At 42.5% G+C, this 11,509-nt stretch carries 13 protein-coding genes; 9 read left to right on the forward strand and 4 right to left on the reverse strand.

Going from position 1 to position 11,509, the window contains the following annotated elements; all coding sequences use genetic code 11:
• The first annotated feature begins 75 nt into the window (after positions 1-75).
• Complete coding sequence (locus tag H2672_RS04640) at positions 76-1,515, forward strand: UDP-N-acetylmuramoyl-L-alanyl-D-glutamate--2,6-diaminopimelate ligase (RefSeq protein ID WP_186669505.1); 1,440 nt, start codon at positions 76-78, stop codon at positions 1,513-1,515.
• Positions 1,516-1,572: 57 nt separating this feature from the next.
• Positions 1,573-2,013 carry a YlbF/YmcA family competence regulator gene (locus tag H2672_RS04645; RefSeq protein WP_255485306.1) on the forward strand — a complete coding sequence of 147 codons (441 nt, stop codon included), beginning with the start codon at positions 1,573-1,575 and terminating at the stop codon, positions 2,011-2,013.
• A gap of 330 nt (positions 2,014-2,343) precedes the next feature.
• On the opposite strand, the gene H2672_RS04650 is transcribed toward H2672_RS04645, so the two are convergent.
• Positions 2,344-3,255: a glycerophosphodiester phosphodiesterase family protein gene (locus H2672_RS04650; RefSeq protein ID WP_186669507.1), complete on the reverse strand. Its 912-nt coding sequence runs from the start codon at positions 3,253-3,255 to the stop codon at positions 2,344-2,346.
• Positions 3,256-3,566: 311 nt separating this feature from the next.
• Here H2672_RS04650 and H2672_RS04655 point away from each other — a divergent pair, with 311 nt between their 5' ends.
• A complete protein-coding gene (locus H2672_RS04655) occupies positions 3,567-3,839 on the forward strand; it encodes a YlbG family protein (protein WP_067211526.1) in 273 nt (90 codons plus the stop codon).
• Between the two features lie 3 nt (positions 3,840-3,842).
• Here H2672_RS04655 and H2672_RS04660 read toward each other — a convergent pair whose 3' ends face one another.
• Positions 3,843-4,238, reverse strand: a complete 396-nt coding sequence (locus H2672_RS04660; protein ID WP_186669509.1) for a DUF7147 family protein — start codon at positions 4,236-4,238, stop codon at positions 3,843-3,845.
• A gap of 156 nt (positions 4,239-4,394) precedes the next feature.
• On the opposite strand from H2672_RS04660, the gene H2672_RS04665 reads away from it, so the two are divergent.
• The 3 genes from H2672_RS04665 to coaD are packed head-to-tail and all read left to right on the forward strand — an operon-like array spanning position 4,395 to position 6,815.
• Positions 4,395-5,774, forward strand: coding sequence for a hypothetical protein (locus H2672_RS04665; RefSeq protein ID WP_186669511.1), 1,380 nt, complete (start codon positions 4,395-4,397; stop codon positions 5,772-5,774).
• Complete coding sequence (gene rsmD / locus H2672_RS04670; protein ID WP_186669514.1) at positions 5,771-6,319, forward strand: 16S rRNA (guanine(966)-N(2))-methyltransferase RsmD; 549 nt, start codon at positions 5,771-5,773, stop codon at positions 6,317-6,319. Before H2672_RS04665 ends, rsmD begins: the two co-directional genes overlap by 4 nt.
• A gap of 10 nt (positions 6,320-6,329) precedes the next feature.
• A complete protein-coding gene (gene coaD / locus H2672_RS04675; RefSeq protein WP_186669521.1) occupies positions 6,330-6,815 on the forward strand; it encodes a pantetheine-phosphate adenylyltransferase in 486 nt (161 codons plus the stop codon).
• Positions 6,816-6,864: 49 nt separating this feature from the next.
• On the opposite strand, the gene H2672_RS04680 is transcribed toward coaD, so the two are convergent.
• Positions 6,865-7,785 carry a hypothetical protein gene (locus tag H2672_RS04680; RefSeq protein WP_186669523.1) on the reverse strand — a complete coding sequence of 307 codons (921 nt, stop codon included), beginning with the start codon at positions 7,783-7,785 and terminating at the stop codon, positions 6,865-6,867.
• 129 nt (positions 7,786-7,914) lie between these two features.
• On the opposite strand from H2672_RS04680, the gene H2672_RS04685 reads away from it, so the two are divergent.
• Positions 7,915-8,961, forward strand: coding sequence for a SepM family pheromone-processing serine protease (locus H2672_RS04685; RefSeq protein WP_186669525.1), 1,047 nt, complete (start codon positions 7,915-7,917; stop codon positions 8,959-8,961).
• Positions 8,962-9,369: 408 nt separating this feature from the next.
• Here H2672_RS04685 and H2672_RS04690 read toward each other — a convergent pair whose 3' ends face one another.
• Entirely contained in the window at positions 9,370-10,599 is a 1,230-nt protein-coding gene (locus tag H2672_RS04690; RefSeq protein WP_370569596.1) for a nucleotidyltransferase, read from the reverse strand.
• 117 nt (positions 10,600-10,716) lie between these two features.
• Here H2672_RS04690 and H2672_RS04695 point away from each other — a divergent pair, with 117 nt between their 5' ends.
• On the forward strand, positions 10,717-11,250 hold the full coding sequence (locus tag H2672_RS04695; protein WP_186669529.1) for a YceD family protein: 534 nt from the start codon (positions 10,717-10,719) through the stop codon (positions 11,248-11,250).
• A 23-nt stretch (positions 11,251-11,273) separates the two neighbouring features.
• Complete coding sequence (rpmF, locus tag H2672_RS04700; protein ID WP_067211505.1) at positions 11,274-11,447, forward strand: 50S ribosomal protein L32; 174 nt, start codon at positions 11,274-11,276, stop codon at positions 11,445-11,447.
• The last annotated feature ends 62 nt before the right edge of the window (positions 11,448-11,509 follow it).

Raw genomic sequence — 11,509 nt, forward strand, 5'->3', positions numbered from 1 at the left:
TCTTTTCATACGATAAAGTATGTTCGCTCTCAATATATTCATTTTCACAGAAAAATGTTCGGGAAGGGGAGAGTGGTGCTGTTTTTAACGGAGCTTATAAAAGACTGGCCTTGTACAGTCACTGGCGGGGAACTCAGGACTGTTGTCACGGGAATAACCGAAGATTCTTCACGGGTAAAGAAGGGAGGCGTGTTTGTAGCCAGGAAAGGTAATCTAAGCGATGGTGCAATGTATATTAAAAAAGCGATTGAGCAAGGTGCGGCAGCTATTGTTATTGATAGAACGAATTTGACTGAAATACCGCCTGATGTTGTTGTAATTACGGTTTCGGATTGCACAAAATTCATGTCCCATGCAAGTGCGCAATTAGTTGGTAATCCCGCAAAAAGAATGAAGATGATTGCGGTGACTGGAACAAATGGAAAAACGACAGTCACACATTTCATCGGTCAGTTATTGAGTAAACTTGGAAATCGAGTGGCTGTTATCGGTACGACGGGCATTTTTATCGATGGCGTTAAGATTGATTATGAATGCCCCAAAATGACAACATTACCAGCGGAATATCTCCATCCTTTATTAAAGAAATGTGTTGATGAAAATGTTAGTCATATTGTTCTTGAAGCATCTTCACTTGGATTGTCTTCGAATCGTTTAGATCATTGTGATATTGACATTGGAATATTATTGAATATTGGAACGGATCATTTCGAAGAACATGGTGGAAAGCCTGCTTATATCAATGCGAAAAAACGTTTAATTCAAATGGCGAAAACAATGATTGTTAACAATGACGATAAACAATGTGTGAAAATGGTTAAAAATGCAACTGTTCCACTGGTTTACTTTGGGATGAACCCGTCGGCTGACGTCCAAGTCCCAGAACTAAAAATGAATCCCGACATACTGGGTCATTATAATCGGATGAATACATTAGCGGCAATTAGCGCACTACTTGTCCTTGGCTATTACTTAGATGATATTTTGCTGCACTGCGAACTGCTGCAGCTTCCAGAAGGTAGATTGCAGCAACTTGAGCGTGATGGTGTAAAAGTTTACGTAGATTATGCCCATACGCCAGATGCGCTCGAAGCGGTATTGCAGACGTTGTCCAATTCATGTTATGGGAGACTGATTACAGTCTTTGGTTGCGGCGGCCAACGAGATAAAGGAAAAAGGGCTGAGATGGGTAAACTCGCTGTTCTGTATTCTTCAAGTGTCATTGTGACATCAGATAATCCAAGAAACGAAGATCCTAAAGCAATTATTTCGGATATTATGGAAGGCTTCGGAGGAGAGTGTTCGGCAATTGAAGCTGAACTCGATCGGAAATATGCGATTCGGAAAGCGATTTTCTGCGCAGCGCCGGGTGATACCGTACTTATTGCTGGGAAAGGTCATGAAAAAACGCAGCACACGGCTGATGGTCTACTTCCATTTTCCGATCTCGAAGAAGCTGCACATGCTCTTTCTGAAAAAACGTTCTTGGATATTAAAGAAATAAATATGGAATAGGTGCATGTTTACCGTCTCATCTGTTATGATAAATGGATGATTGGAGGGGATCATTCTATGATGACAGACGAATGGATCACCATCATTGAAGATGCAGAAGACCTAACGGCAATGCTGCTTTCTTCTGAAGCGGTGGCTGAATACCGTAAAGCCCATGATGATGTCTATTCAGACACGGAACTTGTGAAATCAATTCAAGAGTTCACGGCAATGAAGGAACGTTATGAAGAAGTCCAACGATTCGGGAGATACCATCCGGATCATAATATAGTAATGAAAAGTATCCGCGTACAAAAACGTGAGCTTGATATGAATGAGCGAGTTGCAGCGCTTCGATTGGCTGAGAATGACGTTCAATATATATTTGACGAAATTGGTTCAATCATCGCTAAATCGGTTTCGGATGAAGTAAAGGTTCCGGCAGGCAGTGCATTCTTTTCCGACTCATCTTGTGGAGGAAGTTGCGGCACTGGCGGAGGCTGTTCATGTTCGGCTTAAAAACAAAAGCGGAAGCGCCTGTTCGGAGGCGGCAGGCATAAGACGGGCTGGCGAAGCGGCGTTCTTTGCCGCACAGCCGGACCGACAAATTAGGGAACACAGCCAAAGTACGCCGCGTCCTGCGGCAATGTCTGCGTGACCCACATCCTGTGGGCCTCCGAGCCTTTAGGCGCTGCAGTCTAGACGTGAAATATCGCCTTTCGCAGGTTATCCACAGTACGAGATTTTATGATTTCCTAAGCAAGAATAAAAGTGTAGGGAGTCTAGACATTTAAAAAAACAGGTTGCATCCGTGTCGGAAAGTCGACTCGTGGTGCAACCTGTTTTCGTTTAATCGCCAACGTTTTCTTGCACAATCTTCATAGCAATAGTCGGTCTATCTGTGATAAAACCTGCTGCTCCAACATGTAAAAGTTTAACGAACGACTCATTATCATTCACACCTTCAAAATAAACGGGGATATTAATTTGGGTGAGAAACTTGATGAAACTTTCGGTGCCGAGAGAAAATACACCCAGTTTTTCTGGGATTTTGAACAAATCTGCACGTGGGCTATAGAGATGACCGAACATACTAGTAAAAGAGGCATATGCTTTTTTTACTTCGTTATCACCCGCACCAGTAGCTACTTTGTTTTGTGCATACAAGTTGAATCTGTCGGTCTGTTCATCGAATGAACTTGTTACAGCGACACAGTCTTCAGCACCCAGCTCTTCGAGAAGTCTCCAAAGTTTGGAAGGCATCAAGCTTCCTTCGTATGTATCAGGAGAATCTTTCAGATTAATAGCAATTAGCATATGTGGAAATCTTTGTATCAGTTCGCGAAGAGAAAGAATTTCTAGGTTCTTTCCTCGGTAAGAATGATTTCCATCCGCATCTTCAAACTGATAACCTGCATCAGCCATTTTCAATTCACTTAGGGTATAGTCTGCAACTCTTCCAGAGAAATCTGTTGTCCGGTCTGCAAATTCATCGTGGAAAACAATGATTTCTTCGTCTTTTGTTAAACGGATATCGACCGCAAAGCCATGTACGCCGAGTTCAGCCGATTTTGAAAATGCGGCTAATGTATTCTCAGGAGCCTCTGCAAGTCCACCTCGGTGGGCAAGAATGACTGGTTTATCGAAAGCGAGCGCTTTTTTACCTTCACGTGGTACCGGTTTTGAGACAACTTTGGAAGCTGCCCACGCGGCAACGCCTGCCGCACCTACTGTAAGGGCCACATTTGTTTTTCTACCCATTTAGATGCCTCCTCATGAATCAGCTCTATTTCCCTCATTATAGGGCAAAAGATTGATGTTGTCAGCAATGTTCAGTGACTAGATCCAGGCACCTTTCGACTTTCTTATGTCTAGCTACAGGAAGTGGCGTATAAGACTGCCTTCCTTCTTGTTGATAAATGCAAAGAGCGCCTTTATGTTCAAGTCCTCTGGGAGGGATTGAACTGCATCGCTCCTACTTGTCGCATCTACCGGGCGCCTTACGCTTTTCTTTTGTTGCAGGGCTTTTCAGTCCTATGGTATTGTATGGGTTAGGAAAAGAGGGGAAATCTATGATCGATCGTCAAGGTATTATTGTCTATCTTCATCATTTGAAACAAGCAAAATCATTTCGAAAATACGGTCATGTTCATTATATATCACGCACTATGAAGTATGTTGTCCTTTATTGCAATATGGAGGATGTTGATACGGTCATGGGGAAAATAGAACGTCTTCCATCTGTAAAAAAGGTTTTGCCATCATACCGCCCATTTGTGAAAACGGAATACGAAAATGCCAAACCGGATAAAGCGAAAGAATATGATTATAAAACCGGATTATAAGAATTATCTTAATGGAGGAAGCAGTTTGTTGATGCGTAGAATACCAATTGTGTATTGATAAAACAACTCAGTTTCTGCAAATACTGTAGAGTTTTTTAACTCGATAACAGCTGGCGTGCTCCCAACCTTTTCCGCTGTTTCCTCAAAGAGTAGCCTTCTTTTTGATTTGATGGTATTCTGCTGGATAATTCCTTCCCGGCAAATGTAGATAGGCATGAATTTACCGTCATTTGCAGGTTCGAAGGCTGCCGCAAGTGACAGTGCATGACCTGATGGTGTTTCTGAGGATAAGATGAATGTCCTATGCAGGCGGTCGCTATTCGTCTTGATTAATTCACATAGTTCATAAACGTCTCCATATCCTTCGCCGAGCTCTATGAATCGTTGGTTTAATATCATACATAACACTACCTTTCTGAATACGTAAATCTAGTTTCATCATACCATTGTGAACCCGAAGGCGCATTCATCAATTCATTCTAGGGGGGTAGGATTTGAAATTTATCGTAAGGACTATGATCCTTTTACTGATTGTAAATGGTCTTCTAACTTTATATGCATTATTATCAAGCGGTAGGCGCAGATAGCAAAGGGCTTAGTGTTGCAACGTTCACGCAAGAGATTGAGGTAATAAATCGTCCCGATGCCCTTCATGTCCGCCAGCACTTCAGCGGCTTATCTGACGCGCGCCATGAAATTGTCTGGCCAAAAGCTAGCACCAATCGTACTTGTTATCTTGCGGACGCAACGTCCTGTAATCGATTGGACGAGAATTCGATAGCCTTTCTTGAAGGGGACAATGAACGCCAATCCATTTCATATGAAATACCCAAAAAAGGGACTATGAAACAAACGGCTCTATTCAATGAACCGTTCGCTGTCCTACATGGCTCTTCTGCCTCGTACACATTATTCCATATGACTGATGAAACAGGGATTGGTGGATTATGGGTCAATGGCTTGGAGCGAGTGGGTACTAAAAAAATGACGAACATCAATTATGCATTATTCCGTGGCAAGGGTGAGGTCAAGGATCTTTATTGGCAACGAAATAATTTGCCCGTACTCTATGCTGGGGATAGGCTTTCGGTATTTGGTGAAAGCGACAATATTGAGCCACTTAGGGAAGTGGATAACGCGCTTAAAGCACTTGATGCCAACCATTCAACGATTGTAGTTGATGATACACGTCCTGCTGTTAATGCTACCCGGTTTATCGTTTCCAAAAATGTGGATGTGGATAAAGTATCTATCCGATTGCTAAGGGAAAGTATGTATGCACGTTTTATAATACCGGAAAACGAACGCATGACCGCCGAACTGGTAGCTTCGGTTCTAGGAGAAACGCCAATAGGACTCGAAAAATCACGTAAATCTTATCAGGTGTTTACTGAAGCAATTACAGAAGATGAACTTGAACAATTTAAAAGTTTATTGAACGATATGACAGGGCAAGAAGTGAATGCATCTGTATTGGACGCGTTAGCCGGTGAGGTAACAGGCTTTAAGACATCGTACTTCACGAAAAATATCCAGGCTGATACAGCAGCGCATCCGTTTTTAATCGAAGACCCACGAGAAATCATGTTTGATGGTGCAAGTACCACAGATATCCGAATTATATTGAAGGATGGAAAGACCTTGTATCCAGCGAAGAAAATTTTGAACCTAGCGGGCTATGCCATTACATCGAATGAGCGGTCCATTTACGTTGAAAATAGCATTAGGAAATTTAGATTTCCCAAGAAAGAACTTTTTTATGTCTACAATGAACAAAAATACAATGTCGTAACGATGCCATTTGAAGTGCTTGAAGGTGACTTTTATTTCGAAGAGAGTTGGTTTAAAAGGTTGTTCCTATTAAGTATCGAGAAAACGGCAGATACGATTGATATCATTAGGATGTCAACATTAATAGAGGAGGTGGACAAGTGAGAGTTGTTGCAGGAACTAGAAAAGGTATTCCCTTGAAATCTTTACAGGGGACTGATACACGCCCAACATCGGATAAAGTGAAAGAGTCCGTATTCAATATAATCGGGCCATACTTTGACGGGGGAGTTGCAGTAGAATTGTTTGGTGGAAGTGGATCTCTTTCCCTTGAGGCTTTATCAAGAGGAATCGATGAGGCTTTCATATTTGAAAAAAATGTGAAAGCGTGTGCGATTATTAAATCGAACGCGGAAAAATGCCGATTTACGGAAGAATTACATATCCAACGAGCGGATGCTAGAAATGCGGTTAACTTTTTGCAGGTGCAAGGGAAGAAAGCAAAACTTCTTTTTATCGATCCGCCGTATGCGGAAACTGCATTTTATGATTTGGCGCAAGACTTTGTAGAAGCAGATCTTCTGACTGAAAACGCTGTCATCGTTTGTGAGCATGAAAAGCAATTGGAATTACCAGAAGCGTATGGTACCTATTACAAGATAAAAAGTTCGGTGTATGGAAATAGCGCTGTATCTATTTATGAGAAATGAGGTTTCAATAATGTCGAAAATTGCAGTTGTGCCCGGAAGTTTTGATCCGTTGACGAATGGACATCTAGATATTATCAAAAGGGCAGCGAGGGTTTTCGGTGACGTCAGAGTCGCCGTGATGAATAACTCCTCAAAAAACTCACTGTTTACAGTTGAAGAACGTGTGGCACTTATTGAAGAAGTGACGGCGATCTTTCCGAACGTGAAAGTGGAGTCGTCTTCTGGATTGCTTGTTGATTATGCGAAAAGTGTTGAGGCATCTGTAATTGTTCGTGGATTACGTGCTGTTTCCGATTTTGAATATGAAATGCAAATCACGTCGATGAACCGTTTTCTTGATGAGAGTATCGAGACATTTTTCATCATGACGAACAATCAGTATTCGTTCCTTAGCTCGAGCATTGTCAAAGAAGTAGCAAAGTACGGTGGCGAAATCTCAGGACTTGTGCCAATGCAAGTTGAAAAGGCATTAAAAAAGAAATACCAAATTCGATGATTGTTAAATGGTTATGATGAAATTGACTATTCATCATAACCATTTTAGTTTAATAAATAAGGTAGAAGATTACCGGTACGACAATGACGCTCCAAATTCGTCCGATTACGTAAGGAGTCATTGAGATATTGCAGGTCTTTGCGATGACAAAAACTTGCATATGGATACTCAATCCGTTCATGGAAATGATTGCGGCGATAAGAAAAGGGAAAATTGGCATACCATAAAAGTGATCTGTTGCTGATTGAACACCTGACGTCATTTCGAAAATGGCTAAGGCAAATGTTTTGGAAATCCCCATCTCCACAGTAAATACTGAAGTAATGACTGTTGAAAGAACGGTTCCGAGCGAAGAAAAGAAAATGACGGTGGTAGCGACAAGAATAATGATTGTCGAACTTTCCTTGATAGCGTCAAGGAGCGGCATCCCTTTTACTTTCTTCGGAAGTTGTGAAAGAGGCATTTCTACATCGCTTACGCGGTGCAAAAATACTAACGCTAGTAAAAAGAATAAAATATTCGCGATATGGATGGCTGCAAGCAACTTCCACCCTGAACCTACATTTCCAAATAGTTCTGTTCCGACGAAGCCGATGATGAACATCGGCCCAGGTGCATGACATGCAGCTAGAAGTAGACCGCTTTGCTTTTGCGATAATTCACCGTTTTTCATCATTTCGGTTACTGTTACGGCACCGACCGGGAATCCGCCAAACGATCCGAGTACGTATGCTTTCAAAAAACGCCTCCACTTAGGTGCTTTCCGTGTGCGATTGGGCATCTTTAAAAGCCATTGTGTCAATATGATATAGGGCAGTAAGTAAGGAAGCAGTGCATGGATAAATAACTGTGCACCGGCTTCGGCCCCAGCATGTGCAATGCTTGGCTGTAAAATGAACAGAATGATAAGTCCCCATACAACTGAAAGATTTATCATATGATAAAGGCGTGCATGCATTCCGTTGACCACGCACTCGGCTCCTTTCGATTTCCAAGCATGACAAAAAAATGAGTAGTAAATCTTTTGTCAGTCTTTTTTTGGTGCTACACTTATATATATGTAAAGAAAGTACAGGCTATTAACGGAGGTGTACCTAAAATGAGAAAGAAACGATTCGGTATGATAGGAGTTTTGCTTGTCATCATAGCCATTTTATTCGTTTACCCACTTGATTCTTATATATCAAAGCCGGGAGGGGCATATGACTTGGATCCACTCGTCGAAGTGGTAGGTGGAGATGACAACGACCTTGGGACGTTCAGTCTTATGACGATTTCTGTTTCAAAAGCGACATCAGCTTCTTATGTTTTATCCAAATTTAGCGATAAGATGAAACTTCTTCCTGCTGAAAATGTAAGAAGAGATGGAGAAAATGATAAGGAATATAATATCCGGCAGAAGAAACTTATGACTGGTTCACAGTTCAATGCGATTACAGTTGCTTTTGAAAAAGCAGGTATACCTGTTGATATCGATTATGATGGTGTCTTTGTCATGATGGTCCTCGAAGGGGGCGCAGCCGACGGAATCTTGGAACTTGGAGACAAGATTCGTGTGGTTGATGGTGTGGAGTTGGAAGAGTCAGGACAATTTTTCACACTTATTGGAGATAAAAAACTGGGAGATGAAGTAAAGATTTCGTTGGAAAGGGATGGCAAGAAGCTCGATGTCACGCTTGTCTTGAAAGAGATACCTGATAGTGATGGACGTGCAGGACTCGGCGTACGTTTTGAAGAGGATCGGACACTCTCGACCGATCCGGAAGTTGATTTCAAAACATCGAATATTGGTGGACCGTCTGCGGGACTGATGTTCACGCTTGAAATTATGAACAAGTTGCTTGATGAAGACCTCACGAAAGGATATAACATTGCTGGAACTGGAGAAATGTTGGAGGATGGAACCGTCGGAAGAATTGGGGGAGCGGATTTTAAAGTGATTGCGGCATCCCGCCAAGACGTGGAAATATTCTTTGCACCAGCAGACGATTTGCCTGATGAAGTAAGGGCGGCGAATCCTGGAATACTGACTAATTACGAAGAAGCTGTAAACATGGCAGAGAAAATCGGCACGAAAATGAAAATTGTACCGGTGAAAACTATAGATGATGCACTTGATTATTTAGCGACGTTGGAAGAGAAGTAAATCTTCATGTCCTTTACGCTCCTAAAGATTATTTAGTGTGTGCTTTGGTACCCAGTGTGTGGTGCCAGCTGCTGCCACAATTTTGAAAGGCGCAAATGGTGTCAGTAACAGGCACAATGCATTTAACTTCATGCGACTGGAGATTGTTTTATCTGTGTAAACTGAGAGAAGGCGCCTAACAGGGGGAGCCGAGGCCCTAATACTGATAGCGAACCGAACAACGAAGAGTTCGGTTTGTATAATTTCTGCGTCCTTTGCAGAAATTATACAATTAATGCAAAGGAGTCATTATATATATGTTATAGACTTAAATACCGCAGTTGCTTATGGCGGGAGGCATCCCCGAGCGCCGAAGCGGAGTCGAAAGGAATCTTTATCTCCTTTATGCTCCTAGAGATTTTTTTATCTTCACTTAATGATGATAGGGTGTGTAGTGTAATCGACACCGATTCGGGAACTAGAAGTCCCATTTCCGATTCCGAGTGCGTACATATCCGCAGCGTGGATATCGAAATCAAGTGAAGGATTTGAGAAGGCGGCTGCTTTGCTAACAAGAGGAAGCTTCAGCCTTTTTTTATGTTCATTCAAATATAATCTTCCGGCAGCTGTCATTCCAAGTAATCGTAGATAGGATGGAGTTTTCATAGTGCTCCGTATATCGTACGTAAAACCGGTGAAAATATGAGTAAGCATGCGCTGAAGCCGAGTCCAAGTGTACCTTTTTGATTTCACATCCTTCATGAAGCCTTCAAACGTGCCGTTATTAGCTGCTGCACGGTACAACAGATTTTCAATTCCTTCCGTTACGTCTGCAATCATAGCGAGACGGTTAGGCCCTTCCCGTAAAATTGTGAAACGGAGCTGGGGATAGAAGGTCGGCCAGTTTCCGAATGATTGATTTTCAGCTTGCCAGTCGTGTAGAATTACGTGTGCTGTACCGGGCATGAAATCTATAATTGCCCCGAGCGTATCTGATTCAAAAAAGGATTTTCGGATGCCGGTTGCACTCGCAATCGGGTTACCTGCAACAGCGTCGTCATGGTACTGGGCGACAATACGCGGAATTGTGACAGCTTTCATTTTGGAGCCAATATTCCTAGTGGCCTCTATGTAATGAAAACCTAAAATATTATTCGGTTTTGAGAGATCAGCTAGCGGTCCTTCGATTGTTAAGGAATTGGCAGCCGTGATATAAGCCTCATTTAATGCTTTCGGATAACTGAGTCCACGGTTGACAGCATCTTTCACAGTTTGTTCATAATTGCCGCCAGCTTGTTGGATTAGGCGAAGACTTCTTTGGAAAGGTTCAACTTCACCATCTTCGCTGCCAAAGCAGAAAGCACTGCACTGAGCAGCGTCCAGTAGCTGAATAGCGCCTCGGGCGAAGTTTGGTGCATTAGATGTCGCAAATGCATAAGGGAGCTCCAAAACGATGTCTACGCCGTTTTTTAAGGCCATTTTCGCACGGGCCCATTTATCAACAAAGGCAGGTTCCCCTCGTTGAAGGAAATTACCGCTCATAACGGCAATCACAATATCTGATCCAGTCAATACTTTTGCTTGTTTTGCATGGTGAAGATGTCCGTTATGAAACGGGTTATATTCAACGATAATTCCTGAAGCTTTCAAATTCGTCACTCCTTTGCTACAATGAATATTAATTATACCTATGCGGTTGAAGAAGTGACAAGAAAATATCTTGACATCCCTTTTCGCCCATTATATAATCAACATTGTTGTCTTGAGGTGATAGACATGAAATGGTCAATCCATCAATTGCAGAGATACAGACAAGGTGCGATGCCGCTTGACGAAGCTGTCGACCTTGAATCCGTGAAAAAACGGAATCCGGAAATCCGGAATATTACGCCTGTCCGAGTGACCGGAAGTTGTACAATCGGCTCCAAGAAATTGATATGCCGATTCCGGCTTGAAGGTACGATGACATTGCCTTGTTCTCGAACATGGGAAGACGTTGAATTACCATTCTCAATCGAAGCTGACGAACAGTTCAGCTGGGATGAAGAGGTTCTCGCAGCAGATGATGAAATTCATCCTGTTGTGGGTGAGGTAGTCGACCTGACCCCTGTATTTGAGGAGCTCGTCCTCCTTGAAGTGCCGCTTCAAATTTATGGTGAAAGTGCCAAAGATATGCAAGAGGCAGAAGGAAAAGGCTGGTCATATGCGACTGACGAGGTGTACAATGCCAGGCTCCGAAAGGAACTGGAAACGAAAGTGGATCCTAGATTTGCCGATTTGGCAAAACTCTTTGAATCCAAGGACGAATAGGCGAACGTAAGGAGGTGCCCCAGATGGCTGTACCAAAAAGAAGAACATCCAAAACAGTTAAAAACAAGCGCCGTACGCATTATAAATTGCAAGTACCGGGAATGACTACTTGTACTAACTGTGGCGAAATCAAATTGGCTCACCGCATTTGTAAATCATGCGGTCATTACAAAGGAAAAGAAGTTGTAGGCGAATAAGTAAGATTTGCCTATAAAGGCTACCGTGAGACCATGGCTCACGGTGGCCTTTTTTCTATACC

The organism is Sporosarcina sp. BP05 (genome assembly GCF_014282005.1).
Taxonomy (GTDB): Bacteria; Bacillota; Bacilli; order Bacillales_A; family Planococcaceae; genus Sporosarcina.

Bases quoted from the DNA above. Each gene is read 5' to 3' on its own strand.
- H2672_RS04645 (WP_255485306.1), top strand. From the start codon at position 1,573: ATGATGACAGACGAATGGATCACCATCATTGAAGATGCAGAAGACCTA.
- H2672_RS04650 (WP_186669507.1), bottom strand. From the start codon at position 3,255: ATGGGTAGAAAAACAAATGTGGCCCTTACAGTAGGTGCGGCAGGCGTT.
- H2672_RS04655 (WP_067211526.1), top strand. From the start codon at position 3,567: ATGATCGATCGTCAAGGTATTATTGTCTATCTTCATCATTTGAAACAA.
- H2672_RS04660 (WP_186669509.1), bottom strand. From the start codon at position 4,238: ATGATATTAAACCAACGATTCATAGAGCTCGGCGAAGGATATGGAGAC.
- H2672_RS04665 (WP_186669511.1), top strand. From the start codon at position 4,395: ATGCATTATTATCAAGCGGTAGGCGCAGATAGCAAAGGGCTTAGTGTT.
- coaD (WP_186669521.1), top strand. From the start codon at position 6,330: ATGTCGAAAATTGCAGTTGTGCCCGGAAGTTTTGATCCGTTGACGAAT.
- H2672_RS04685 (WP_186669525.1), top strand. From the start codon at position 7,915: ATGAGAAAGAAACGATTCGGTATGATAGGAGTTTTGCTTGTCATCATA.
- H2672_RS04695 (WP_186669529.1), top strand. From the start codon at position 10,717: ATGAAATGGTCAATCCATCAATTGCAGAGATACAGACAAGGTGCGATG.
- rpmF (WP_067211505.1), top strand. From the start codon at position 11,274: ATGGCTGTACCAAAAAGAAGAACATCCAAAACAGTTAAAAACAAGCGC.